This window comes from Pseudomonas sp. S3_G06, assembly GCF_054667565.1.
The window spans coordinates 1,011,699-1,036,969 of record NZ_CP162738.1; the positions used below are offsets into that span (position 1 = coordinate 1,011,699).

The window sequence follows — 25,271 nt, forward strand, 5'->3', positions numbered from 1 at the left end:
CCGCGCTCTCTGGCAGCGCTGTCCGCAGCTCAAGGGTATCGCTTCGCGTGAAAATTCTAGTTACCGGCGGTGCCGGCTTCATTGGCTCGGCAGTTATTCGTCATATCATCTCCAGCACACGTGATGCAGTCGTTAATGTCGATAAGCTGACTTACGCCGGCAATCTAGAGTCCCTGAAAGACGTTAGTCGGAATTCGCGTTACGCCTTCGAGCGCGTCGATATCTGTGATCGTGATGAAATCGATCGTGTGCTGCGTGAGCATCAACCCGATGCCATCATGCATTTGGCCGCAGAGTCCCACGTAGACCGCTCCATCTCCGGTCCGTCTGAGTTCATCCAGACCAATATCATCGGTACTTACACGCTGCTCGAAGCAGCGCGCCATTACTGGGCTGCGTTGGATGGTGAGCGCAAAGCGAATTTCCGCTTCCATCACATTTCGACCGACGAGGTTTACGGAGATCTCGAAGGTCCGGAAGACCTCTTCACCGAAACCACGGCTTATCAGCCAAGCTCACCCTACTCGGCGAGCAAGGCCAGCTCCGATCATCTGGTTCGGGCCTGGGCACGCACTTATGGCTTGCCTACGCTGGTGACCAACTGCTCGAACAACTATGGGCCATGTCACTTCCCTGAGAAGCTGATCCCGCTAATCATTCTCAATGCACTGGAAGGCAAGCCGCTGCCGGTGTACGGCAAAGGCGATCAGGTTCGCGATTGGTTGTATGTCGAAGATCATGCTCGTGCATTGTACAAGGTCGTGACCGAAGGCATCATCGGTGAGACCTACAATATCGGTGGACACAACGAAAAACAGAACATCGAAGTGGTGCATACCCTGTGTTCGTTGCTCGATGAGTTGCGACCTGATTCGGCCCATCGTCCCCATGCCACACTGATTACCTATGTGCAGGACCGCCCCGGGCATGATCAGCGTTATGCAATCGATGCCAGCAAGATCCAGCGGGAATTGGGTTGGGCGCCTGAAGAGACCTTCGAGACCGGAATTCGCAAGACTGTCGAGTGGTATTTGAACAACGCTGATTGGGTTGAGCACGTGAAGAGCGGCAGCTATCAGCAGTGGATCGATCAGAACTATACGGATCGCTCGAACAACGCATGAAAATTCTGCTGCTGGGCAAGAACGGTCAGGTGGGCTGGGAGCTGCAACGCTCTCTGGCTCCGCTTGGAGAGTTGATTGCACTTGATCGCCATCAGGCCGGTGGATTGAATGGCGATCTGTCGAATCCCGAGGCTCTTCGCGCGACGATTCGGCAGGTGCAGCCCGACGTTATCGTTAACGCTGCTGCTTACACTGAGGTTGATAAAGCCGAATCGGAAACCGAGCTGGCTGGCCGTGTAAACGGCATTGCAACAGGTGTAATGGCTGAAGAAGCCGTCGCCTCCGGTGCCTGGCTGGTTCATTACTCAACCGAATACGTTTTCGATGGCCAAGGCACTACTGCGTGGCGGGAAACGGATGCCGTTGCGCCGGTGAATCATTATGGCTTCAGTAAAGTCGCTGGCGAGCAGGCAATCACTGCATCGGGCTGCAGGCACCTGATCTTCCGTACCAGTTGGGTTTATGGTGCTCGCGGTAACAATTTCGCGAAAACGATGCTGCGGTTGGCCAAGGATCGGGAAACGTTGAGAGTGATCGCAGATCAGATCGGAGCGCCTACCGGTGCAGATCTGATAGCCGACGTAACGGCTCAGGCTCTTCGCCAAGCGCTGCAACAGCCGGAGCTGGCGGGTTTGTACCACCTGGCAGCCGCTGGTGAAGTGTCCTGGCATGGCTACGCAAGCCACGTGATCGCTTTCGCTCAAGCCAATGGTGAATTACTCGCCGTGAAGGCTATCGAGCCAGTCGAAAGCGCTGCCTATCCGACGCCCGCACATCGACCGCTGAACTCGCGTCTGGATACTCAAAAGCTGCGCGCTACTTTTTCTCTACACTTGCCGGATTGGCAAAGTGGTGTAACCCGAATGCTCAGGGAAATTCTGAATAAATGATCAAGACCAATCGTAAAGGCATCATTCTCGCTGGTGGCTCCGGGACACGTTTGCATCCGGTCACGCTGGGGGTGTCCAAGCAGCTGTTGCCTATCTACGACAAACCGATGATTTTCTATCCGTTGTCTGTGCTCATGCTCGCGGGCATACGAGAAATCCTGATCATTTCAACCCCTGAAGACTTGCCCAATTTCCGCAAGTTGCTGGGCGACGGCAGTCTGTATGGCATCGAGTTGAGTTATGCCGAACAGCCGAGCCCGGACGGCCTTGCGCAGGCGTTCATCATCGGCGAATCGTTTATCGGTAGCGACCCTTGCTGCCTGATTCTCGGCGACAATATCTTTTACGGTCAGTACTTCACCGAAAACCTGCGCTCGGCCAACGCTCAGGCCTCGGGCGCGACAGTGTTCGGCTATCACGTGTCCGACCCGGAGCGTTTCGGAGTGGTGGAATTCGATGCCAATGGCTGCGCGCTGAGCATCGAAGAAAAGCCACTGAAGCCGAAATCCAACTACGCCGTGACCGGGTTGTACTTCTACGATAACCAGGTCGTCGAAATCGCCAAGAACATCAAACCGTCGGAGCGGGGCGAGCTGGAAATCACCGATATCAATCGGGCATATCTGGAGCAGAAAACCCTTAACGTAGAAATGTTGGGGCGCGGTTTTGCCTGGCTGGATACCGGTACGCATGACTCGCTCCTGGAAGCCGGGCATTTCGTCCACACCATTGAGCACCGTCAGGGGCTCAAAGTCGCTTGCCTTGAAGAAATTGCCTACCACAACGGCTGGATCAGCGCAGAGCAAGTCGAAGCTCAGGCGCTGCGCCTGAAGAAAACCGGTTACGGGCAATATCTGCAGAAGCTGCTCGATCAGCCAGTACGTTGACGGGCGCGGTTTATCGAGCGCTGTTTGTAGCATTCTGTCGAGGTATCAATTGCGATTGGCGCTGTAGAATGGCAGGCAATTACGCAACGTATTCCGCGCTCGCGAGGGCGCATGTGTCATCGGTCCCGTTGTCTTGAGATCGAGAGGCGGGGCAAGGATTCTGCACTGGGTTTGGTGCAGTTGGATTGCAAACATAATTGAGACTGCTTTCCTGACAATCATTGACGGGAGAGAGGGTTAAGGACTTTGAGCATGGAACTGATTCCCGTAATTTTGTCTGGCGGAGTGGGCAGCCGGTTGTGGCCTGTATCCCGTGAAGCCCATCCCAAGCCCTTCATGGAGTTGCCGGATGGTCAGAATCTGATCCAGAAGACGTTCCTGCGCGCCTCACGGCTGGACGGTGTGGTGGAAGTCCTCACCGTGACCAATCGTGAGCTGCTGTTCAAGACTGAAGATGAATACGGCCTCGTCAACACGGCCAGGCACGCGCAGGGCTTCATTCTCGAGCCGTTCGGGCGCAATACTGCGGCCGCAGTCGCGGCGGCAGCCTTGCAACTGGAGGCCACCCATGGCCCTGATGCGCACATGCTGGTGCTCGCAGCCGATCATTTGATTCAGGACGAAAAAGCCTTTGCCGCGGCGGTGTCCAATGCCGTGGCGCTGGCCACTGAAGGCTGGCTGGTTACGTTTGGCATTCAGCCGACCTATCCGGAAACCGGTTTCGGTTACATCGAAGCGCAGAAAGAGGCGCCGCTCAAAGGCGGGCTGAGGGTCGCCCGGTTTGTCGAGAAGCCTGATCTGCAGACTGCACAGAACTATGTCAGTGCTGGCAACTATTTCTGGAACTCGGGCATGTTCTGTTTCCGTGTAGGCACCGTCCTGGAAGAGCTTCGGCTGCACGCTCCAGACGTTGTCGAGGCGGTCGCGAAGACCATCGAGGTATCTCGCCTGACCTCCTCCAACAAATATCGTTGCCTGGCGCTGGACAGCGAAAGCTTTGCGCAGGTGCCGGATATTTCCATCGACTATGCCTTGATGGAGCGTTCCCAGAAAGTCGCAACCATTCCGTGCGACATCGGCTGGAGTGACATCGGTTCATGGAACGCGGTGAGCGAACTGACGGCCCCGGACGAGAATGGCAACCGCTTCGAAGGCGAAGTGCTGTCCCATGGCTCGCGCAATAATTATGTGAACAGCGAAGGGCGTCTGACCGCGCTGGTCGGTGTGGAAGACCTGTTGGTCATCGACACGCCTGATGCGGTGATGATTGCTCATAAAGATCACGCTCAAGACGTGAAACACATCGTCAATCAGCTCAAGGCGTGCAGCCATACCGTGCATTTGCTGCACCGTACGGTCCACCGTCCATGGGGGACCTACACCACCCTGGAAAACGGCGAACGCTTCAAGATCAAGCGGATTGTCGTAAAGCCCAAGGCGTCGCTGTCGCTGCAGATGCATCATCACCGCAGTGAGCACTGGATCGTCGTCAGCGGGATGGCGGTCGTGGTCAACGACCAGCAGGAACTGATGCTCAACACCAACGAGTCGACGTTCATCCGTGCCGGTCACCAGCATCGCCTCATGAACCCGGGCGTCATTGACCTGGTGCTGATCGAGGTGCAGAGCGGCGATTATCTGGGTGAAGACGATATCGTCCGCTTTGAAGACAATTACGGCCGCGTCGACAAATAACAGCGCGGTGGCAGCCATAGGCCTGACCGGCGATTTTTTACCGGTCGGGCTTATTTGCATGTGACATTGCGCGACTTCACTCCCTATCGATGATTCACAGCTGCGGCATTTACCGGCGGCTGTCTCGGATTCCCAGGCAAGAGATCGAAATGCATACCCCTATCAAGACCCGCTGCTTCAAGGCTTATGACATCCGTGGTGAAGTACCGGTCGATCTGAATGAGGATGTCGCTTACCGGATCGGCCGGGCCATGGTCGTTGAGTTGCAAGCCAAAAGCATCGTGCTGGGGCGCGATATGCGACTGGAAAGTCCGATGCTGGCCGAGGCGATGGCCCGTGGACTGAGAGAGGCAGGTGCCGATGTCATCGACATTGGCCTGTGCGGAACTGAAGAAGTCTATTTCGCCACCAGTGCCTTCAATGCCGATGGTGGCGTAATGATCACGGCGAGTCACAATCCCAAAGGCTATAACGGGATGAAACTCGTCAAGTCGCAGTCACGTCCCATCAGCGGTGACACCGGGCTGAACGCCATCCGTGATCGGGTAGAGAGTGGTGACCTTGGCGCGTTGGCGGATGCCGTAGGTAATGTGCGTGAGGCGTTCGTTAAAAGCCGTTACATCGACCACTTGCTGACTTACATCAACGTGGCGAACCTCAAGCCGCTGAAGATCCTCGCAGACCCTGGCAACGGTGCTGCCGGGCCGGTCCTGCAGGAGTTGATGGGCAAGTTGCCATTCGAATGGACGCTGATCAATGCCGAGCCGGACGGTCACTTCCCCAATGGCGTGCCCAACCCTCTGTTGCCGGAAAATCGCGAGCTGACGCGCCAGGCATTGCTTGAAAATGGCTGCGATGTCGGGTTGGCCTGGGATGGGGATTTCGACCGCTGTTTCTTTTTCGATGAAACAGGCCGGTTTATCGAAGGTTATTACCTGGTCGGTCTGCTGGCGGAAATGCTCCTCAAGCAACACCCGGGCAGCAAGATCATTCATGACCCGAGGCTGACCTGGAACACCATCGAGCAGGTCGAGCAAGCGGGCGGGGTACCGGTGCTGTGCAAGACCGGACATGCCTTTATCAAAGAGCGCATGCGTATCGAGGACGCCATTTATGGCGGCGAAATGAGCGCCCACCACTATTTCCGTGATTTCGCCTATTGTGACAGCGGGATGATCCCCTGGTTGTTGGTCACGGCCCTGATGTCCAGCACTGGCAAGAGCTTGGCGCAACTGGTCGATGAGCGTATTGCCGCTTATCCATGCACCGGCGAGATCAATTATCGCGTTGAAGATGTGCCGGCGATGCTGCACAAAGTCCTGGAGCATTTCCTGCCGCTCAATCCCGCGCTCGACAGGACTGACGGCATCAGCGTGTCGTTTGCCGACTGGCGCTTCAACCTGCGTGGCTCCAACACCGAGCCGCTGTTGCGCCTCAACGTCGAAACCCGTGGCGATCAGGCATTGATGTGGGCGCGTCTGAAAGAGATCGAGTTGTTGATCAAAGGGGCTTGAAGCTTCGCCCGTCTGGTATTCAGCAGCGCCCGTGCTTTGGTGAGCGAAGCACAGCGATGCGGGCGCGGGTTGCGAAATATCATTTCTATAGGTTGCCATTTTGAAAACGGTTTTATTGCTAAGCACGTACCCGATTGCCAGTCCCCGCCACGGCGGACAGGTCCGGGTCGCCAACATCGCCAAGACCTTTCGCGAAAATGGTTGGGATGTAACTCATTTGGCGGTATATGAGCCGGAAGGTTATCCGCCATCTACCCTGGGTGCCAACGATGTCAGCTTTCCGGCTGGCAGCGATTTCAGGAAATACAAGGGCACGTATGTGCCACTGATCAACGATTTGCTGTCCGGGGAATTCGCAGCGTCGGAGCAGGGCGGGTTTGCTGACATTCTCAAGAAACTGCCGCCAGTGATCGACGTCATTCATGTCGAGCAGCCATGGCTATGGCCGCTGGTGCTGAAGATCCGCCAGATGCCGCAATACGCCAATGCGTGCCTCATTTACGGTTCGCAGAACATCGAGGCTCCGCTGAAGCAGGAGATTCTCGACAGCTATGGCATCAAGGGCGCCGAATCGGTGATCGCCGACATCGAGACGCTCGAGCGCAAGGCAACGCTGGAAGCAGATATTGCCGTGGCGGTAACCCAGGCCGATTTCGATATTCTCAAGGGCTGGGGCGCGAAAAGACCGCTGCTGGCGTCCAACGGTATCGCGCCGTGGTCGGCCAGGGCGGAGTTGCTCGTCAGTTGGAAAGAGCGGCTGCCGCAGTCGCCCTGGATTCTCTATGTTGCCAGTGCTCATCCGCCCAACTTCAAGGGTTTCAATGAATGCCTCGGCAGTTCTCTGGCGTGCATTCCTCCGGACAGCAAACTGGTGGTGGTCGGCAGTGTATGTGAGCACCTCGAAACCACACTTCGCGACAGTCGCTGGGGGCAACTGAACCTGTCGCGCCTGCAACTGCTGTACATGCTGCCGGACGAAGATCTGGACGCCGTCAAGACACTTGCGCACGCATTTCTGTTACCGATCCCCCACGGCGGCGGCTCGAATATCAAAACCGCCGAAGCCATTTACTCTGGCAAGTACGTCATCGGAACCGAAGCGGCATTTCGTGGTTTTGAACAGCATCTTCTGCTTCCCGAGATCAGCGTTGCGCGTACGCCACACGAGTTTCATGCGGCAATCCGCGCGCGTCTCACCGGGCCTGCGACGATCAGTGGTGACGGCCCGGACAGAGCATCGCGTGAGCCATTGACGTGGGCTCGGAGTCTGGAATCAATTCCGCGTACAGCGGCAGACGTTATCGTTCAGAAGGCGCAAGCATGACCACTTGGTTTGATGTAACAACCATTCTTGGCTGGCGTCGGCCAGCCGTAGGCATTATTCGTACCGAGGCAGAGGCTGCGGCCCATGCGCTCGAACTGATCGCGGCGGGGGAAGAGGTGAAGTTCTGCTTCTTCAGTCATGCCACCGGATACAGCGCGATCGATGCGGCCGACGTGGCAAAAACCCTGAAGAGAATTTCCGGGGTTCACGCGGCAGCGCCAGGCCGGACAGTTGCCGGCACTACCAATAAACGTTCGATAGAGGCGCGCCTGAAAGAAAAGGCGACCAAGGTACTGAACCGCCTGCCTCCCAAGTTGAGCGGGCGTATCTATCAGTTTTTCCAGCTGCGCCGTACCTCCATCGTGGAAGCGGTGATCGGCGTCCGCCATTTGATTTCGGCCGCACGGGCTTTTTTCAAACCGGCCCAGCGCAGCCATGTATTCAATCCTGCATCACGCAAAGTGCACAGTGGCGGCCATCCCTTTGCCAAAGGTGACAGCTATATATCGGTGGGGCTGGACTGGGACAATAAAGACCTTGTACATCTCTATGAGTTGAAGAAACAGGTCGGTTTGCGCGTCATTCTCTTCTGCTACGACGTGATTCCGGTGAGACTGCCACACTTGTGCGTGGGTGATGTTGCGGCCAAGTTTGCCAATTACTTTGCTGACGTCGCCTGGTGCGCGGACAAGATCCTGTGCATTTCCGAATGCACGCGCAAGGATCTGATCGCGTTGCTCGACGAATTGGGTGCACCGGTTCCTGAAACGGCGGTGGTCAAGTTGGGCTGTCAGCTGTCTCACGAGTTGAGCGACGCCGTCAGCCCTGACGTCGAAACATTATTGAAAGAGCGTTTCGTCCTGTTCGTTTCCACGATCGAGCGCCGCAAGAACCATGAAGTGCTTTACCGCGCCTATACCCGCCTGATCGATAGCGGTGTTCAGGATCTGCCTAAACTGGTCTTCGTCGGAATGCCGGGTTGGGGCGTGGGTGACTTGTTATCGGACATCTCGCTTGATCCGAGAACTCAGGATTACATACGCATTCTCAATAACGTTTCGGACTCAGACCTCATGCACTTGTACCGCAACTGCATGATGACTGCGTTCCCTTCATTGTATGAAGGATGGGGATTGCCTGTTGCCGAAAGTCTGGCTGCCGGCAAGTACTGCCTGGCCTCCAGTGCGGCTTCGATTCCGGAGGTAGGCGGGCAGCTGCTGGACTACCTGGAGCCATGGGACGTGTCGGCTTGGGTGGCTGAACTGCATAAGTATGCGTTCGATCCGCTGGCGCTGGCGGCCAAGGAAGCGGCGATCAAACGTGATTACAAACCCGTTGCCTGGAAAGAGACGGCGCAGTTTGTTTTCGATAGCTTGAAGTAACGATTACAGCATGCGGTGGATCAGGGTCGATCCGCCGCATGCTGGTATTTAGGCAATCGTATTGGTGTTGAACAGATTCAGCGACTTGAGAATCTCGGGCGTACCGAGCAATTCGGGGCTTGCTGACCATTTCTCGATGATGGTCGCAAAATGGTCGACCGCTGAAATGATCACCTTCGCCCGAAGCGCGACAGGCACCGCATGCACAAGTTTATGGGCGTAGTTCTCGGCCGTGAATGTCTCCTGTGCCCACGTTTGCGCCTGCTTGCCGATATCGATCGCCGAGGAGGGGCTGCTGCGCAGTGATAGAAGGATCTTCTTCAGATCTTCTATTTCCCTTTCAGGCGATACCTTCAATACGTACTGATCGGGCAGTTCGCTGTAAAAGCCGGTGTCGGTAACGATGGTGGCTTTACCGTACAGCATCGCTTCGATCGCAGAGGCTGAAGCCGCTTCGAGGCTGGGCCAGCGCAGGCAACTGATAACGTCAGCTTCGCGAATGGCCTCTGACAAAGCGGCGTCATCGACTTCGTTGGAAATAATCAGCTCGACCCCGGCTTTGGCGGCCATTTCGGTCAATTTCCGTTCGACATCCGGAAGGATCGCCCCCACCAGACGGTAACTCACGTTCTTTCGAAGTGAGGCGTTGCTGGCAATGGCCTTGATGCAACTTTCAACGCGTTTGTTGGGGTTGACGTGGCCGATGGTCAACAACCGCAACTTGCGATTGTCATTTTGTACCGGTTGCCCGTCGACAGCCCCAGGAGCATCGTAGGCCAGCGGCGTCACAAAAACCGGACCCGCGCACGCGGCCATTACCCGCTTGCATCCCCAGTTGCTATGGGTAATCACGCCGGTGGCCATCGAACTGATCCATTCGGTCAGCGGTGCGGTTTCTCGCGTCGAGTTGATGAAGGTCGTACTGTCGCTGACGTTGAAGTAGTCGGTGGCGATTCTGCGTCCGTACCACTGCGTCAGGATGTGATGGGCCTCATCGCGCCGTTGCTGCGCCCAACCCCAGAAAAGATGGCCGAGGAAGAAGTCATGCAGGCAGACAATGCCCGGGGCTTTGTGAAGCCAGGCCACGCCACCTTCGTGAAACTCGTAGTTGTCGCCGATCTGGTAGACGAGGCAGTCAGCGTCCGCCACTTCGGTGCCAACCCGCTCTTCATCCGTCCAGGCAATGACAGTGCAACCGAAGTCATGAGCCTCTTTGTCGAGAACATGCGGGCTTTCAGTGCGCACCAGCACAATGTGGTGCTGCTGACTGAGCAGGGCGCGAACCACGAGACGAGTCATCCTTCCGATGGCGGAGGATTTGACGCCGGGGGTAAAAATGACCAGTTTCATTTAAGTAGCGCCTCTATGGTCTCGGGCCAGTTGATGCCCAGGGTATTCCACAGCGCCTCCGCGCCTTCGCCGTATTCGATGGTTCGGGTTTTGCTTTCGAATGCCGCATTCATCGCTTCTGCCAGACTTTCTGCAGTGGGTTCTGCTCGCCATCCGGACTCCTGTGGATTGACCAGGCCCAGAATGCCACCGCTGTCCGTCGTCGTGATCAGTGCTTTGCGCGCAGTGGCGGCTTCCATCGCGACGTAACCCAGGGAGTCTTCATCGAACGGAATGTAAGCAACGGCGAGTGCACGATTGACATAATTGACGTAGGTGGAGCGCGGCAGGAATCCAAGGTCAAGTTTGACGCGATCATGAAGGCCGAATTCATTGATGATCGAATGCAATTGCAGCGTGTCGGCGTGCGACTCGGGAGGCCCGGCAATGACCAGCTTGACCCGTTTGTCGGCTTTGGCAAGTGCTCGCAGCAGCAAATGCTGACGCTTCATGCCGTTGACGCGTCCGCCGGCAAATATGTAATCGTCATATTCACCGCCGGTGAATGCTTCAGGATCGTTTACAGGCGGCAATAACACCTGCGAGTCGAAGCCGTTGTACTTGAACAACCGCTGCCTGGTCACTTCGGAGTTGGTGTAGATGCTGCGGCTCTCCGCGAATGTTTCGTTGTCCGCGTTGATAATGGCGTTGCGAATGTCGGTGCCGCTTTTGTCTGCCGGCAGGTTGGTCTGGCCGACGTCGTAAAGGTCATAGGCCTGACGATACTGGTGCAGCAGCCACAGTGATTTGCGGTGGTGGCGAACCAGGTACGCCGGGAATTTCAAGGCGATGACGTGATCGGTATTGAAGATTTCCAGCGTGCGGGTCAGCAGCATCTGGGAGGGGATGCGCGATGCCGGTTCCCACTGAGCCGGGATGCGCATGACTTCGGCGTCGTGACCGGCCATGAGCAGGTTTCTTTGCAGATTGACCGCCAGTTCTTCGGCGCCGCCCCAGATGAACGGAGCCATGTTGTTCACAATCAGGACTTTCATGCCAACAGACGCTCCAGCACATGTGACCAGGAAATTTTCAAGTCAACCAGGCGCTGCCGGGCATTCTTGCCCATGGCTTCGGTCAGACTTCGATCCCTGTAAAGTTTGTCCATCGCAGCGGCCAGAGACTCTGGAGTCGGCTCGGCGATATAGCCGTTATAGCCATCCTGCACCAATTCCAGAACGCCACCCGAGTCGGTAGTGGTGAGAATCGGCTTTTCCGCGTGACTGGCTTCAAGGCTGGGATAGCCGTAGGAGTCTTCATCGACCGGAAGGTAGGCGGCAGCCAGGCAAACCGACAGCTGCGCAACCTTTTCTTCTTCGGTGATCCAGCGATCATCCAGGGTCACTCGGTCTGAAAGGCCGTACTCTTCGATTTTTTCGCGCAGGGCGATACCGTAGTCAGGACCCGCGCCCGTACCCAGCAACCGCAGGCGGACCGGCGTCGTCGTATAGTTCAGTGCGTCGATCAGCAGGTGTTGGCGCTTGTGATGTTCGAGGCGGCAGATGTAAGCGATTTCATCGTTGTAGCCAGCGCAAAAAAAACGCTCCGACTCGAAGACCGGAGGGTAAAGCACCTCGCTATCGAAGTCGTTGTAGGTCTTGAGGCGCTTGGATACGACCTTCGAATTGGTGAAGATTGCCTTTGCTTCGCCCAGGGCTCTGGTATCGGCATCCACCAGCGCATCGCGAATTGCGCGATGCTTGGCATTGTCCGGGAAATCGCGGTACGGGCTGTCCCACATATCGTAGAACGCACGAATATGATGGATGAACCAGAGGATCTTGTGCGGATGGGGAATCAGGTGCGACTGTGGCCGGAAACATATCACCCGGTCAGCGCTCTGCAGATCGACCCAACGCAACGCCATCATCTGTTGAAACAACAGATCCGGCGCATCCAGTTCGGGCAAGTAGACGACTTCGACCTGATGGCCGGCTGCCGTCAGCGTGGAGGCCAGCCAGTCGACAATATTCCTTCCGCCCCCTCTGATGAAGGGCACGAATGTGGAGCAAAGGGCGATTTTCATCAGTCGGCCAGGACCTCACGCAGGCTGGCTGCAATTCTGATGATGTCATCCTGAGTCAGGTCCTGATGCGTCGGCAAATTGATGCCCCGTCCCGACCACAAGTCTGCAACAGGGTAGGTACTGTCTTCCTTGTACGGTGGCAGCACGTGCATCGGGTAGAAGACCGGGCGGGTTTCGATACCCATGGCATCAAGCTTTTGCATGACTTCGTCACGTTTGTGCTCGTCGCCATCGCTCAGGAAGATGTTGTACATCCAGAAAACCTGTTTGGCCCAGGAGGCCTCGGTCGGCAACACGATTTTGCCAGCAAGCTCGGCCAGCGCTTCGTTGTACCAGCCAGCGAGCCGATCACGATCAGCCAGGGCAGTATCAATGTTTTCCATTTGCGCCAGACCGATCGCTGCCTGAATGTTGGTCATGCGGTAGTTGTAGCCGACCACTGGAAACCAGTAACGACGCTTCGGATCCATACCCTGACCACGGAACAGGCGCAGTTTCGCTGCCAGTTCATCATCGTTGGTGGTAATCATGCCGCCTTCACCGGTGGTGACGATCTTGTTGCCAAAAAAACTGAAGGTTGCGCACGTGCCGAGGCTGCCAACCTTGCTGCCCTTGACCTCGGCGCCATGTGCTTCGGCCGCGTCTTCCACTACCCACAGGTTGTGTTTGCGGGCGATGTCGTTGACGACATCCATCTGCGCAGGGTGACCGTACAGGTGCACCGGGATGATGCCTTTGGTCTTCGCGGTGATCTTGCTTTCGATTGTCTGCGGATCGATGTTCATCGTATCGGCGCACACGTCCACCAATACTGGCGTCGCTCCGCAGTAGCGCACGGCATTGGCAGTGGCAATGTAGGTCACTGTCGGAATGATGACTTCATCGCCCGGTTGCAGGTCGAGCACGACCAATGCGAGGTGCAGTGCAGTGGTGCCGTTGTTGGTCGCGATCGCATGCTTGACGCCGCAGAATGCTGCGAAGCTTTCTTCGAAGGCGCCGATGTATTTGCCGTTCGAGGAAATCCAGTTGGTATCCAGGCAATCCAGCACATACTTACGTTCGTTTCCGGCAAGCTTCGGTTGTGCAACAGAAATACGATTCATGCTTGTTCCTTCAAATTTTGTGTAGAGCTTTGGCTGGCACGCCTACGACTGTGGTTGCCGACCCGATGTTCGAAATGACGACGCTGCCAGCACCTACCATCACCGACTCACCAATATGAACCTCGGGAATGATTTTGCTGCCGACACCGATAAAGCTGAAATTGCCCACATGCACATTGCCCGCCAGCGCGCATTGCGGAGCAATATGGACCGCCTCGCCAATCACGCAATCGTGATCGATAGTGGCGCCGGTATTGACGATGCACAGGTCCGAAATTTTCGCCTCGGCGTTGATAACGGCGCCAGCCATGACGGCGATTCCCCTTCCCAAATTAGCTGAAGGTGAAACCACTGCTGCCGGACTGATCGCATTGATCAGGCCAAACCCTAACTGGGCCGCCTTCGCGGCCAGCTTGTTTCGCACTGAATTGGACCCGATCGCGATGAACGCCTTTTCGTAGCCATCCTTGCGAAGCGCCGCAAGGTGTTCGTCATTTTTAAGTACGGGAACTCCCAGGCAGGTATCCGGACTGTCCGGATTACCTACGCAGTAAGCGACGCTATCGCCTTGGGCTCGCAGCAATTCGATACACACCTTGGCGTGCCCGCCGGCACCGACGACGATCACTTCACTTTTCATGCACCTTCACCTCTGGCTTGTCGAGGAGCGGCCGTGGCCTCGCCCTGAAGCGAATCGACAGCCGGTTGACGGTCGACGCCCGCACATTTCTGTTCGATACGGTCCAGTTGTTGTTGCAGGCTTTCCAGCGAGTGCTGGCCGGAAAAGATTTTTTGCGACAGTCGGGTCTGTATCTTCGCCGAGTTCGCCAGGCGCTGAAATTCGAGAACGATCTGCTGGTGCTGCTGGTACTGAATTTTCTGCAGCTTGGTGAACTCTTCCAGCATTTCCTGGCGGAGGGTGGAGGTGAAGTAGTTGCGCAGGCGGAACAATAGTGGGCGCGTGACCGGTCGGGCCGCTCTGACAAGGCGATGCGCAATACGCACAAGCGCCTGTTTCGTATAGTGGCGTACGATCAGTTTCATGCCTGGCTTGGTCGCTACGACCTCCGCCGGGACATCAGCCCCCGTTTCAATGAGGTTCTTGGCGTGCAGGCGGCTGGAGGCCAGCGTGAAAGCCACTTGTATATCCACGCCGTTGCGCTTAATGCTGTTCATCTGCCTCAAGCTCCGAAATAAGCCGCGGTGACCGTCGCCGGGTCGCCATCCATTTTTATTTTCCCGTGCTCAAGCCACAGCACTCGATTGCAGGTGTGCATGACAAGTTCGCGTGAGTGGCTGGCAATCACCAGGATATTGGTCGATTTCACCAGCTCGTTCATGCGGATTTCGGCTTTGTGCTTGAAGCCTTCATCACCCACCGAAAGCCATTCGTCCATCAACAGGATTTCCGGTTTTATCGTCGTCGAAACCGCAAACGCCAGACGCAAGTGCATCCCTGACGAATAAGTGCGGATCGGCATGTCGACGAAATCACCAAGCTCGGAGAATTCGATGATCTCGTCGAGCTTTTCGGCGATCTCCGACTTGGTCATGCCAAGAATGCCGCCGCGCAGGAAAATGTTTTCGCGGCCGGTCGCTTCCGGATCCGTACCCAGTGATATGTCGATCAACGAGCCGATTTCTCCCTTGATCACGGCGGTGCCGGAGGAAGGTTCGTACACGCTGCTGAGCAAGCGCAGCAGGGTGCTCTTGCCTGCGCCGTTGTGTCCAAGGAGGCCGACCCGATCCCCGTCGCGGAGGGTGAACGTCAGGTCTTCCAGAGCTCTGACAATCACTCGGCCCTGTTGATCCGCACCTAACTGACCGCCGGTAGCCACTTGCATCAGACGCTTTTTCAGCGAGCGCCCGTTCGCGTTATAGATCGGAAAATCTACACAGACATTTTTGAATTCGATCAAGGACATTAGTCGTTCTTCTCAGAGCCAGTATGCGATGCGGCGCTTGTAACGGCCGTAAACCACGAGCGCGAAAGCCCAGCCGACGACGGCCATGCCCAGGGAAACCCACCAGTTGGTGGCGGTGGGCAACTGCCCGATCAGCGGGGATCGAACCACCGACATGACATGGTAGGCCGGGTTCAGATCAAGCAGGTACAGACCTGCCCGTTGCGGCAGCAAGCTTGGCATCCACATGATTGGCGTGAGGTAAAACACGACTTGCAACAAACTTCCGACAATCTGGGGCAGATCACGGTAGCGCGCACACAGAATGCCCAGCAGAAGGGCGATCCAGGTCAAGTTGAGCAGTGCCAGGAAAAAACCCGGAATGCTGATCAGGGCCAACCAGGTCAGCGGTTTGCCGACGGCCAGCAGTACCAGTGGAAAGATCACGATGTTGTGACCCAGAATCAGGATGTTGCGCCAGATCATGCGCATGATGTGGGCAAACAGGGGGATCGGTAATTGCTTGATGATGCCTTCGGCGGCAATGAAGCCGGTGCAGCCTTCGGTGATCACCGTCGACATGAAGCTCCAGAGAATCATGCCGATAGCGAGAAAGGGCAGGAATTCCTGAATCGGAGAATTGAAAATCTGACCGAAAACCACACCGATGGTGGCGATCATGACGCCCATGCTGATAGTCAGCCAGAACGGTCCGAGTGCCGACCTTCTATAGCGCTGTCGAACGTCCTGCCAGCCTAGCATCCCTACTAAAGCGTACCGTCTCGTCGCGGCGATGATGTCCGACACGGCGATACTTACTGAACCATTGCGCATTAATAGCACCAGATTGTTGATCAAAAAAACACGCCATTTTAGGCTTGGGTGCGGGGAGTGTCACTCTTTCTGAGTTATTTCTTTATTGCCTGTCGCACGAGCTGGGGGATTTCGATCGGTAGCAGCAACTTCTTGATTTATATATCCGTGTAGGCGTGGCATGGATCGGGCAGAATGCAATCCTCGACGTGCGGAGGAATGTCATGGGCTGCTGGCATAATGATCCTGTTACGCCTGGCGAACAGCTTTGGTATCGTCGTTCCGAGCCGCATTCTGTATGATCTGCAAGATTTCATGGCTCTTCGACTTAGAGCTCAATGGGCGCACATGACACAACGGAGCCTGGCAAAGGCTCTCTAATGGAGTTTAGAGGATTCGCATGAAAGCTATCGTTACCGGCATTACTGGGCAAGACGGCGCCTATCTGGCGGAACTGCTGCTGGAAAAAGGTTATACGGTGTACGGCACCTACCGTCGAACCAGTTCTGTCAACTTCTGGCGCATTGAGGAGCTGGGTATTGAAAAGCATCCCAATCTGCATCTGGTCGAGTACGACCTGACCGATCTGTCGGCCAGCATCCGTCTGCTTCAGACCACTGAAGCGACTGAGGTTTACAACCTTGCAGCCCAGAGTTTCGTTGGCGTGTCATTCGATCAGCCTCTGACTACCGGTGACATTACCGGCATGGGGTGTGTGAACCTTCTGGAAGCGATCCGGATCGTCAATCCGAAAGTGCGTTTCTACCAGGCGTCGACTTCCGAGATGTTCGGCAAGGTGCAGGCGATTCCACAGATCGAAAGCACACCTTTCTACCCGCGCAGTCCTTACGGCGTTGCCAAACTGTACGCGCACTGGATGACCATCAACTACCGCGAGTCCTACAACATCTTTGCCACCAGCGGCATTTTGTTCAACCACGAGTCGCCACTGCGCGGACGCGAGTTCGTTACCCGCAAGATCACCGACTCCGTGGCGAAGATCAAGCTGGGCCTGCTCGACAAGATGGAACTCGGCAATCTGGACGCCAAGCGTGACTGGGGCTTTGCCAAAGAGTACGTCGAAGGCATGTGGCGCATGCTGCAGGCAGACGAACCGGATACTTTTGTACTCGCGACCAACCGTACCGAAACCGTGCGCGATTTCGTGACCATGGCCTTCAAGGCTGTCGGGATCGATCTGGCCTGGAGCGGTGCGGCTGAAGACGAGAAGGGCACAGACCTGGCGACTGGCAAGGTGTTGGTCACGATCAACCCGAAATTCTATCGTCCTACCGAAGTCGAGCTGTTGATCGGCAACCCTGCCAAAGCCAAAGCGGCGCTGGGCTGGGAGCCAAAAACCACGCTTGAAGAGCTGTGCCGCATGATGGTCGAGGCGGATCTGCGTCGAAATGAGAAAGGGTTTTCGTTCTGATGAGTATTGCCGGTAAACGCGCGTTGATCACAGGTATTCAAGGTTTCACCGGGCGGTACATGGCTGCCGAGCTCAAAGCCGGTGGTTATGAAGTGATAGGGATGGGTACACAACCGTCGGATGAACCTGGCTATTATCAGGTTGATCTGGCTGACGGTTCTGCCTTGCGCGAGTTACTGGCAACTATTCAACCCGACGTGGTAATTCATCTGGCCGCACTCGCCTTTGTGGCTCACGGTGCGGCCGATACGTTCTACCGTGTCAATCTCATCGGCACCCGTCACCTGCTGGAAGCCGTCGCAGCTTGTGGCAAGGTGCCGGACTGCGTGCTGCTGGCAAGCAGTGCCAATGTCTATGGCAATGCTTCGGCGGGGTTGCTCAGTGAATCCACACCGCCAGCGCCGGCCAACGATTACGCAGTCAGCAAACTGGCCATGGAATACATGGCCAGTCTTTGGCATAACCGCTTGCCGATAGTGGTGACACGTCCTTTCAATTACACCGGTGTCGGCCAGGCCGAGAGCTTTCTGCTGCCGAAGATCGTCGCTCATTTCCGGCAGCGTGCGGACAAGATCGAGCTGGGCAACCTTGATGTATCTCGCGACTTCAGCGATGTGCGTGCTGTGGTCAAGGCTTATCGCGGTTTGATCGAGGCGCGGCCTGTTGGCCAGACGGTCAATGTGAGTTCGGGCAAAAGTCATTCCCTGCGTGAAGTGATCGACATGTGTTCGGCTATCACGGGGCATCAGCTTGCAGTCGAAGTGAACCCGGCGTTTGTCCGAGCCAACGAAGTCAAAATTCTGTGCGGCGACAATACCCGTCTTTGTGGGCTGGTTCAGGGCTGGGACACGCCAAGGCTGGAAGAAACTCTGAGCTGGATGCTTGCGGCGGAATAAATGAAGCTAGTTCTTTCAGTTGAGCCGATCCGCTTTCCGCTGACTGGCATCGGTCGCTATACCTATGAACTTGCGCTGAGACTTCAGCAAAGTCCTGAAATTACCGACCTGCAATTTTTTGCCGGTCGACGTTTTCTGCCTGAACTTCCCACCGCTTCCAATGAGTCGGGCAGCGGTTACGGCTTGAAGCGCGCGGTGCAGAAGAACTTTCTGGCGGTGGAAGCTTATCGGTTGTTAATGCCGATGTTGCGCAAGGCTGCCCTGAAAGGGCATGGGGATTTTCTTTACCACAGCCCCAATTATTATCTGCCGCCTTTTGCCGGGCGCAGCGTGGCAACGTTTCACGATCTGTCGCCCTTCACCTGGGCGCATTGTCACGCGCCGCAGTTAGTCCGTTACCTGCAAAAAGAGCTGAAAACCACACTGGTCAGGGCCGATGCTTTGATCACTGATTCGGAATTCACGCGACAGGAACTGGCCAGCTATTTTTCCTGGCCCATCGAACGAATCCATACTGTGCCGCTGGCCAGCTCTCCGGAGTTCTTTCCTCGCGCGCCGCATGAGCTTCGCGATGTGCTTGCACGCCATGGCTTGAAGCCCGATGGCTACACGCTTTTCGTCGGTACGATCGAGCCGCGCAAGAACATCGAGACGTTGCTCGCCGCCTATGGTCGATTGCCCCTTGCATCGCGAACCCGTTGGCCGTTGATCCTTACTGGGTATCACGGTTGGCGCAACGACGCGATTCACGAGAAGCTCGAAAGCGCCAGGCGTGAAGGCTGGGCGCATTATCTCGGATTCGTTCCCAGTGCAGACTTGCCCCTGCTGTTTGCCGGTGCACGTCTGTTCGCGTTTCCGTCGCTTTATGAAGGTTTCGGTCTACCGGTTCTGGAAGCCATGAGCTCCGGGGTGCCGGTGGTCTGCTCCAATAGTTCCTCGCTGCCTGAGGTGGCGGGTGATGCTGCGCTGATGTGCGCCGCGCTGGACGTTGAAGCGCTGACCGGTCTTATCGAGCGCGGGCTGACCGATCAATGTTGGCGCGATGCCGCCGTCATCAAGGGAATGAAGCACGCGCAAGGCTTTTCCTGGGAGCGTTGTGCTCGAGAAACCCTGCAGGTCTACCAAAAGGTTATCGACGCCAAATGATCAAGGTTCTGCACTTCTTCAAAACCTATTACCCGGAAACGATGGGCGGGATCGAGCAGGTCATTTTCCAGATAGCCCAAGGCGGCGCGGAACACGGGTTTTCCTCCGAAGTGCTGTACCTCAGTGAGCGGGGCGCTGCTCGTAATGAACCAGTGGGTAATCACCTGACCCATCGCTCCAGGCTGGATATGCATGTTGCCTCGACGGGATTCTCTCTGTCCGCGTTCAAGGACTTTTCGCAGTTGGCCAAAGAGGCTGATGTGGTGCATTACCACTTCCCTTGGCCTTATATGGACCTAGCCCATTTTGCGACTCGGCATGGCAAACCCTCGGTACTCAGTTATCACTCCGATATCGTCAAGCAAAAGACACTGCTCAAGTTGTATCAGCCACTGATGAACCGCTTTCTCTCCAGCGTGGATTGTATCGTGGCGTCTTCACCTAACTACGCGCAAAGCAGTCCGGTGCTGTCACGGTTCCGCGACAAGGTCGAAATCATTCCTTATGGGTTGGACAGGGCTACCTATCCGGTCGTCCCCGAAACCAGGCTTGATTTCTGGCGGAGCCGGGTAGGTTCGAAGTTCTTCCTGTTCGTCGGTGCCTTGCGATATTACAAGGGCCTCGATTACCTGCTGGATGCGGCAAAGATCAGCGGATTGCCAGTGGTGATCCTCGGGGGTGGGCATCAGGAGTCCGAACTAAAAGAGCAGGCTACGCGGCTCGGCCTTGCCAATGTGCATTTTCTGGGAGGCTTGGGTGATGAGGACAAGGCTGCGCTGTTGACGCTGTGTTATGCCTTTGTATTTCCATCACACTTGCGTTCGGAGTCATTTGGCATCTCGCTGCTTGAGGCGGCGATGTACGGCAAACCGCTCATTTCCTGTGAAATCGGCTCGGGTACAACCTTTATCAATATCGCTGGTGAAACCGGTCTCGTGGTCGCTCCGCGCAGCTCTGACGGATTGGCTGAGGCAATGAATCGGCTTTGGCATGACACCCCGTTGGCTCTGCAGATGGGGCGTCAAGCAATGCAGCGATATAAAAGCGTGTTTGCAGCTGAAAACATGGTGAAGGCCTACGCCGCTGTCTACCGCAAAGTCATCAAGGCTAGTGCTTCCGCGCCCCGCGTGATTGAGCGCTGACTGTCTGTCAGATAGCAGCATCACAGGCGTCCAGGATTTTCTAACGCCTGTTTCCGCTATTGGCTTCAGCTCAATGTTGTCTGGAGATGTGGATTCCTTCCAGAATTGCGGACAATCCGAAATAGTTGTCATCGGTCAATGAGCTGAACTCGATGACGTTGGGGCCGTGGTGCAGTACGCCTTGATCAATCACTGCCTTGAATTTGCCCATTTCGCCCCACGAAAGAATAACGGGTGAACCATTGATCGATATCGCCATGCTGTTCATGATCGCATTGTTTAGTAGCAGACTGAATCTGCCCTCGAGAACGTATTGCCGACCATCTTTCGGAGCGAACCTGAATATCAGGCTGGACTGCTTTTCGCTCTTCCAGGCTGATGGCTGGTGATGAAAGTATTTCACATCCCAACTCGTTTCGCGCCAGCCTGACCCTTGAGTTGGAAGTTCCATGCTCCACCATTTCCCGAATGACCACCGATAGTCATCGTTGACGACCATGTCCTTGAAGCGGATGAAGTGAGTCTTTTTATTCATTACATCAACGATGCTTTGATAGCGGTCGGGCAGCACGTTCGCAGGCATTACTGGCTTAGTGATGTTGGATGCATCTGTGGAGGACTCAGCCTGCGTTTGCCTGCCGATCTCTACAGTGACGATATCCGATTTTGCAATGATAAGGCTCTTCGGCTGGGTTGTAGTCGGAAAGCCAGGGCCACTAACCGACGTTGGATATTCGAACGTCCAACCGTTATCGCCCTGGATGCATCGACCTTTTCTTTGTACGGCGTCGGTCTGCTGCCATTCGCCGCTGGGCATGTGACAGACCTGAATGTTTGAGACGGGTTTGCCGTAAAGGTATGAAAGCGAACCGTTAAGGCCGTCGGCGATAAACATCCATGTATGGTTGAGCTGATTGCCGTAATCAAGAATCAGCATTGTCCTGTTGTTGAGTTGCCCGTCGAAGTGATTGGCAATGTCTTTCAGGATACCCATCTGTTTTTTTGAGATTTCAACGTAGTGGTGAAACTGATAAAGCTGAAATGAAATGCCAGTGACAAACAGAAAACCTATGCAGGCATTGGTAAGCGGTCTGGAGAGACTTAAGCCGGTGTTGATGACCGCGAGCCACAGCAGAACTGCGCCCGGCGTGGCGAACAGAAACGTCCGCTGATTTATGACGAGGTGCGCGCCGGAAAGTAAAAACGGAGCATAACCTAGCAGCAGTAGCGCCAATCCCGATAGCGCGAGCCGCGCATTCATTGACAGATCGGCAAAGCGCGCTGGTCCAGCCGGTTGAGCGTAACGCTTGGCGAGAAGGATGATGAGGAGAGTCAACAGCAGGCTGCTGGTGATCAGATAACCGTAGTTAACAAATTCCAGAACGGTGATTCTGGCGGCATCAAACCAGCCACCAAGGCTACTGCGCATCAGTCCAACGCTGAACAGCTTGGGAAAGTTGGCGGTCAGGGTAGATACGAGATCCTTCCCGGCCAGACTGCTTTGATAGCTTTTCACCAGGGGCGCGGTATGTATGACGTAAGCCAGATAAACGCCCACGCCGAGCAGCCAGATTCCGTGGTTAGTTGCCTTGTGCAGCACTTGTTGCAGTGCGCGCTTCATGCCTACTTTTGAATAAATGACCAGTGCCGGAATACAAGCGAGCAACAACGACGCTTCGTACATGAAGCAGGCGGCAGAGAAAAGAGTGGCGCCAAGAGTGCTGACCAGTCCCGCATGAAGCTTGCGTTGCAGGTTCAGAGCAAAAAGGAACAAGGCGCTGCCCAGCAGAGCCAGGCTGAGTGCCCAATTGATATGAATCGCGCGAAACGACAGCTGCATGGTATCCGCGGGATAGATGATCACCAGAACACTGGCAATCATCCCTAACTTCATACTGCCTGTCAGATTTCTCAGGAGGTAGCTGACCGCAGAGCCTTTGATGACCAAGGCAATCATCAGCAATACATGCCAGTAATCGAACGAGTTGCTGTCCAGCCAGTAGGCAACAGCCTGAGGGAAAATCGTCAGCGGTCGGAGCGCGTGGGGTGCAAGAGGGCTGGTGGTTCCGGTGAAAAAGAACACACCGTTATTGACGAACAGGCCCAGAATTCCCCATTCCTCCAGCAAGCCTGTCAGGGCGAATCCGAAGGGCAGCCAAAGTATCAGTACCACAACTATGGCAGGCAGGATATCGGCGAGACAGCGGCTCGTAAATGTGTGCCGGGAAAGCGTGCCTGGCTCGCTAGTCTTTACCGAAGACTTCGTAATCATTGCAAATGCCTTTGCGCGATACGCCGGGATCCAGGTAGGCCAGTCCTCGGCGGGAATAATTTAAAGTTGCCGGTATCCCGGATACCTGCGAAGAAGCATCCAGGATCAAACGGCTTGTCGGAGCTACGGGTCAGCGCTGCTTGGCTATTTTTACCCAGTCCAATCTGGCTGAAAGTCCGTAGTAGTTGTTATCCACTGCCGACACGAACTCGATGACATTGCGCCCGGTCTTGAGCAATTGCGGATTCAAATCACCTCCGAAGCTGCCGTCCGCGCTCCACTGCACCGGTATGACGGTACCGTTGACCAAAACCTGCATTTCGGCACGAATTTTTTCATTGGCAAATGCGTTGAACAGACCACTGATTGCGTAAGGGCCCGGGGTCGGCGCCAAGTCAAAATTCAGTGTGGCATGGGGAGCGTTTTTCCAGGCGGACGAGGTATGCCCGACTCGGCTTGCCTCCCATTCCGTGTTGCGCCAGCCAGATCCTGCAATAGGCGCGTCCAGGCTCCAGTATTTGCCGAAGCCCCAGAAGTATTCGTCTCGGTGTTCCTGAGTGCGGAACGTGAAGAAATTGAACCACGGTGCACTTTCAGTAATGCCATGCAGTCGCGCTGAAATCGGCAATACATTGGAGGCAAGGTTGCGACGGTAGACCTCCAGTTCCGGTGTAGTCGGTGCCGGATCTGGTTTGCCAACGGCGACCGTCACGACGTCGGCTTTTGCCAGTTTCCTGTCAGGTAGTTGCTGCGTAGTCGCAACTCCCGGGCCGCCAGCGGGGGTTGGATAGTGAAATGTCCAGCCCTCTGCGGTTTGTTCACAGGTACCCTTGCGTGCCAGCGAGTCGGTTTGCTGCCATTCATGACTCGGCATATAGCAAACCTCGAGAGTGTCGACAGGCTTGCCGTAGATGTGGAAAAGAGCCGCTGAAAGATTGGGGTTCAAGAACATCCAGTCATGGTTCAGCTCATTGGAATAATCAAGGATCACCAACGTTTTATTGACAGCATTGCCATCGAAATTTTCGACGATGTCTTTCAGCACGCGTTGTTGTCTTTGCGAAATGTCGATGTAGTGCTGAAACTGGAACAGCTGGGCCGCCAGACCTGTGCAAACAAGCAGTGCCGCCACAGCCGTGCTGGCGATCTTCGAATAGCGGTCCACAGCGACAAACAGGGCGAGGAAGAACAGGGTTGCGCCAGGCGCTGCGTAGAGGAAGGTCCGCTGGCTGACCGACATGTGAGCGAGGTTGAAGATGAAGGGCAGGTAGCCCATGCAAATCAGCAACAGGCCAACGACGATCATGCGACCCAGCATGGACCAGCTACGGCCGTTTTCGTTTGCGGAAGTCAGGGCGGTCGACTTACGGGCGACGACCTGGATCAGAACCAGCAGCACCAGAGTGGCGAGGGCCAGATACCAGTAGCTGCTGATTTCGCGGAGCGTGATGCGTACAGCGTCTATCCAGCCACCGATGATGCTGTGTCCCAGGCCCAGAGTGAAAATCTTGCTGTAGTGGCTCTTCAGCGAGGCCAGGGCGCTATCGCCGACGACTGCGCCTTGATAGGTCTGGACCAGCGGAGCGGTATGGATGACGTAGGCGATGTAGGCGACCGCTCCGGCGGCCCAGATCAGGTAGTGGGCGAAAAATCGCTTGAGATGGGGTATCAGCCCGCTGAAGCCGACTTGAACGAAGACGACCAGTGCCGGAATAGCGGCCAGCAGCAAGGCGACTTCATACATTGCGCAGCCTGCAGCGAGCAGGAGGCTGGAGAGAATGCTGAATGTAAAAGCGCGCGCGCGACTGCGCTGGTCAAGCGCATGCAAAAAGGTGACGCTGGCGAGCAGAACCAGACTCAATGCCCAGTTGATGTGAATCGATCTGAACGACAGCTGCATGGTGTCGGCAGGAAAAACGATGACCAGAATGCTTGCCAGCATGCCCCATTTCAATGCGCCCGTGATGCGCGTGGCGATGACGCTCAGCGCCCATCCCTTGATGACCAGAGCGATGATCAACAGCACATGCCAGTAATTGAACGTGTCCGGGTCCAGAAAGTAGCCAAGAGCGTGTGGGAAAATGGTCAATGGGCGCAGTGCATGTGCCGGCATCGCACTGGTCACATCGGTCACGAAAAACACGCCGATTCTGCTGAACAGACCGATGACACCCCATTCTTCGAGCAGGCCTGTCAGCGCGAAGCCAAACGGCAGCCACATGAAAAAGACTGTCAGTAAAGCCGGGCCGAAATGCGCCAGCAAAGTCAGCGCCGTTCTGCGCTGCAACGACGACGTCGGCGTGAACGCCAGATTAGTTGATGTCATGGGGCG

At 55.8% G+C, this 25,271-nt stretch carries 21 protein-coding genes; 11 read left to right on the forward strand and 10 right to left on the reverse strand.

All coding sequences use genetic code 11. The features are described from left to right. Positions 1-47 precede the first annotated feature (47 nt). From rfbB to AB4N47_RS04645, 7 genes are all read left to right on the forward strand, one after another. Entirely contained in the window at positions 48-1,124 is a 1,077-nt protein-coding gene (gene rfbB / locus AB4N47_RS04615) for a dTDP-glucose 4,6-dehydratase (RefSeq protein WP_341639345.1), read from the forward strand. Further along, a complete protein-coding gene (rfbD, locus tag AB4N47_RS04620) occupies positions 1,121-2,014 on the forward strand; it encodes a dTDP-4-dehydrorhamnose reductase (RefSeq protein ID WP_341639346.1) in 894 nt (297 codons plus the stop codon). Before rfbB ends, rfbD begins: the two co-directional genes overlap by 4 nt. Further along, on the forward strand, positions 2,011-2,901 hold the full coding sequence (rfbA, locus tag AB4N47_RS04625; RefSeq protein WP_341639347.1) for a glucose-1-phosphate thymidylyltransferase RfbA: 891 nt from the start codon (positions 2,011-2,013) through the stop codon (positions 2,899-2,901). The genes rfbD and rfbA overlap by 4 nt, the downstream gene beginning before the upstream one ends. A gap of 252 nt (positions 2,902-3,153) precedes the next feature. Continuing rightward, positions 3,154-4,596 carry a mannose-1-phosphate guanylyltransferase/mannose-6-phosphate isomerase gene (locus AB4N47_RS04630; protein ID WP_341639348.1) on the forward strand — a complete coding sequence of 481 codons (1,443 nt, stop codon included), beginning with the start codon at positions 3,154-3,156 and terminating at the stop codon, positions 4,594-4,596. Positions 4,597-4,745: 149 nt separating this feature from the next. After that, a complete protein-coding gene (locus AB4N47_RS04635; RefSeq protein ID WP_460154425.1) occupies positions 4,746-6,110 on the forward strand; it encodes a phosphohexomutase domain-containing protein in 1,365 nt (454 codons plus the stop codon). Positions 6,111-6,327: 217 nt separating this feature from the next. Then, positions 6,328-7,434, forward strand: a complete 1,107-nt coding sequence (locus tag AB4N47_RS04640) for a glycosyltransferase family protein (protein ID WP_341639350.1) — start codon at positions 6,328-6,330, stop codon at positions 7,432-7,434. Then, entirely contained in the window at positions 7,431-8,816 is a 1,386-nt protein-coding gene (locus tag AB4N47_RS04645) for a glycosyltransferase family 4 protein (protein WP_341639351.1), read from the forward strand. The genes AB4N47_RS04640 and AB4N47_RS04645 overlap by 4 nt, the downstream gene beginning before the upstream one ends. A gap of 48 nt (positions 8,817-8,864) precedes the next feature. Here the strand turns inward: AB4N47_RS04645 and AB4N47_RS04650 are convergent, their stop codons facing one another. Genes AB4N47_RS04650 through AB4N47_RS04685 form a run of 8 tightly spaced genes read right to left on the reverse strand, consistent with a single transcriptional unit; the run spans position 8,865 to position 16,096 of the window. Continuing rightward, positions 8,865-10,166 (reverse strand): glycosyltransferase, encoded by a 1,302-nt coding sequence (locus AB4N47_RS04650; RefSeq protein ID WP_341639352.1) that lies wholly within the window; start codon positions 10,164-10,166, stop codon positions 8,865-8,867. Next, complete coding sequence (locus tag AB4N47_RS04655) at positions 10,163-11,200, reverse strand: glycosyltransferase family 4 protein (RefSeq protein ID WP_042607929.1); 1,038 nt, start codon at positions 11,198-11,200, stop codon at positions 10,163-10,165. The genes AB4N47_RS04650 and AB4N47_RS04655 overlap by 4 nt, the downstream gene beginning before the upstream one ends. Next, positions 11,197-12,231: a glycosyltransferase family 4 protein gene (locus AB4N47_RS04660; protein ID WP_310405685.1), complete on the reverse strand. Its 1,035-nt coding sequence runs from the start codon at positions 12,229-12,231 to the stop codon at positions 11,197-11,199. The genes AB4N47_RS04655 and AB4N47_RS04660 overlap by 4 nt, the downstream gene beginning before the upstream one ends. Then, positions 12,231-13,334 carry a DegT/DnrJ/EryC1/StrS family aminotransferase gene (locus AB4N47_RS04665; protein WP_341639354.1) on the reverse strand — a complete coding sequence of 368 codons (1,104 nt, stop codon included), beginning with the start codon at positions 13,332-13,334 and terminating at the stop codon, positions 12,231-12,233. Before AB4N47_RS04665 ends, AB4N47_RS04660 begins: the two co-directional genes overlap by 1 nt. 10 nt (positions 13,335-13,344) lie before the next feature. Continuing rightward, a complete protein-coding gene (locus tag AB4N47_RS04670) occupies positions 13,345-13,974 on the reverse strand; it encodes an acetyltransferase (protein WP_341639355.1) in 630 nt (209 codons plus the stop codon). Next, the gene (locus AB4N47_RS04675; RefSeq protein WP_341639356.1) at positions 13,971-14,510 is read right to left on the reverse strand and encodes a hypothetical protein; all 540 of its coding nucleotides are present in this window, start codon (positions 14,508-14,510) and stop codon (positions 13,971-13,973) included. The genes AB4N47_RS04670 and AB4N47_RS04675 overlap by 4 nt, the downstream gene beginning before the upstream one ends. Before the next feature lie 5 nt (positions 14,511-14,515). After that, entirely contained in the window at positions 14,516-15,259 is a 744-nt protein-coding gene (locus AB4N47_RS04680) for an ABC transporter ATP-binding protein (RefSeq protein ID WP_039760008.1), read from the reverse strand. 12 nt (positions 15,260-15,271) lie between these two features. Then, the gene (locus AB4N47_RS04685; RefSeq protein ID WP_227972800.1) at positions 15,272-16,096 is read right to left on the reverse strand and encodes an ABC transporter permease; all 825 of its coding nucleotides are present in this window, start codon (positions 16,094-16,096) and stop codon (positions 15,272-15,274) included. Positions 16,097-16,451: 355 nt separating this feature from the next. On the opposite strand from AB4N47_RS04685, the gene gmd reads away from it, so the two are divergent. The 4 genes from gmd to AB4N47_RS04705 are packed head-to-tail and all read left to right on the forward strand — an operon-like array spanning position 16,452 to position 20,667. Then, complete coding sequence (gene gmd / locus AB4N47_RS04690; RefSeq protein WP_039760002.1) at positions 16,452-17,483, forward strand: GDP-mannose 4,6-dehydratase; 1,032 nt, start codon at positions 16,452-16,454, stop codon at positions 17,481-17,483. After that, positions 17,483-18,379, forward strand: a complete 897-nt coding sequence (locus tag AB4N47_RS04695; RefSeq protein ID WP_341639357.1) for a GDP-mannose 4,6-dehydratase — start codon at positions 17,483-17,485, stop codon at positions 18,377-18,379. Before gmd ends, AB4N47_RS04695 begins: the two co-directional genes overlap by 1 nt. After that, complete coding sequence (locus tag AB4N47_RS04700; protein WP_341639358.1) at positions 18,380-19,525, forward strand: glycosyltransferase family 4 protein; 1,146 nt, start codon at positions 18,380-18,382, stop codon at positions 19,523-19,525. Beyond that, positions 19,522-20,667: a glycosyltransferase family 4 protein gene (locus tag AB4N47_RS04705; protein WP_341639359.1), complete on the forward strand. Its 1,146-nt coding sequence runs from the start codon at positions 19,522-19,524 to the stop codon at positions 20,665-20,667. Before AB4N47_RS04700 ends, AB4N47_RS04705 begins: the two co-directional genes overlap by 4 nt. A 70-nt stretch (positions 20,668-20,737) precedes the next feature. On the opposite strand, the gene AB4N47_RS04710 is transcribed toward AB4N47_RS04705, so the two are convergent. Further along, positions 20,738-22,939 carry a hypothetical protein gene (locus tag AB4N47_RS04710; protein ID WP_341639360.1) on the reverse strand — a complete coding sequence of 734 codons (2,202 nt, stop codon included), beginning with the start codon at positions 22,937-22,939 and terminating at the stop codon, positions 20,738-20,740. Between the two features lie 130 nt (positions 22,940-23,069). Next, complete coding sequence (locus AB4N47_RS04715; protein ID WP_341639361.1) at positions 23,070-25,265, reverse strand: hypothetical protein; 2,196 nt, start codon at positions 25,263-25,265, stop codon at positions 23,070-23,072. Positions 25,266-25,271 lie beyond the last annotated feature (6 nt).

Excerpts from the sequence above, each read along its gene's own strand:
- rfbD (WP_341639346.1), top strand. The coding sequence starts at position 1,121 with ATGAAAATTCTGCTGCTGGGCAAGAACGGTCAGGTGGGCTGGGAGCTG.
- rfbA (WP_341639347.1), top strand. The coding sequence starts at position 2,011 with ATGATCAAGACCAATCGTAAAGGCATCATTCTCGCTGGTGGCTCCGGG.
- AB4N47_RS04630 (WP_341639348.1), top strand. The coding sequence starts at position 3,154 with ATGGAACTGATTCCCGTAATTTTGTCTGGCGGAGTGGGCAGCCGGTTG.
- AB4N47_RS04635 (WP_460154425.1), top strand. The coding sequence starts at position 4,746 with ATGCATACCCCTATCAAGACCCGCTGCTTCAAGGCTTATGACATCCGT.
- AB4N47_RS04645 (WP_341639351.1), top strand. The coding sequence starts at position 7,431 with ATGACCACTTGGTTTGATGTAACAACCATTCTTGGCTGGCGTCGGCCA.
- AB4N47_RS04650 (WP_341639352.1), bottom strand. The coding sequence starts at position 10,166 with ATGAAACTGGTCATTTTTACCCCCGGCGTCAAATCCTCCGCCATCGGA.
- AB4N47_RS04655 (WP_042607929.1), bottom strand. The coding sequence starts at position 11,200 with ATGAAAGTCCTGATTGTGAACAACATGGCTCCGTTCATCTGGGGCGGC.
- AB4N47_RS04660 (WP_310405685.1), bottom strand. The coding sequence starts at position 12,231 with ATGAAAATCGCCCTTTGCTCCACATTCGTGCCCTTCATCAGAGGGGGC.
- AB4N47_RS04665 (WP_341639354.1), bottom strand. The coding sequence starts at position 13,334 with ATGAATCGTATTTCTGTTGCACAACCGAAGCTTGCCGGAAACGAACGT.
- AB4N47_RS04670 (WP_341639355.1), bottom strand. The coding sequence starts at position 13,974 with ATGAAAAGTGAAGTGATCGTCGTCGGTGCCGGCGGGCACGCCAAGGTG.
- AB4N47_RS04675 (WP_341639356.1), bottom strand. The coding sequence starts at position 14,510 with ATGAACAGCATTAAGCGCAACGGCGTGGATATACAAGTGGCTTTCACG.
- AB4N47_RS04680 (WP_039760008.1), bottom strand. The coding sequence starts at position 15,259 with ATGTCCTTGATCGAATTCAAAAATGTCTGTGTAGATTTTCCGATCTAT.
- gmd (WP_039760002.1), top strand. The coding sequence starts at position 16,452 with ATGAAAGCTATCGTTACCGGCATTACTGGGCAAGACGGCGCCTATCTG.
- AB4N47_RS04695 (WP_341639357.1), top strand. The coding sequence starts at position 17,483 with ATGAGTATTGCCGGTAAACGCGCGTTGATCACAGGTATTCAAGGTTTC.
- AB4N47_RS04700 (WP_341639358.1), top strand. The coding sequence starts at position 18,380 with ATGAAGCTAGTTCTTTCAGTTGAGCCGATCCGCTTTCCGCTGACTGGC.
- AB4N47_RS04705 (WP_341639359.1), top strand. The coding sequence starts at position 19,522 with ATGATCAAGGTTCTGCACTTCTTCAAAACCTATTACCCGGAAACGATG.
- AB4N47_RS04710 (WP_341639360.1), bottom strand. The coding sequence starts at position 22,939 with ATGATTACGAAGTCTTCGGTAAAGACTAGCGAGCCAGGCACGCTTTCC.
- AB4N47_RS04715 (WP_341639361.1), bottom strand. The coding sequence starts at position 25,265 with ATGACATCAACTAATCTGGCGTTCACGCCGACGTCGTCGTTGCAGCGC.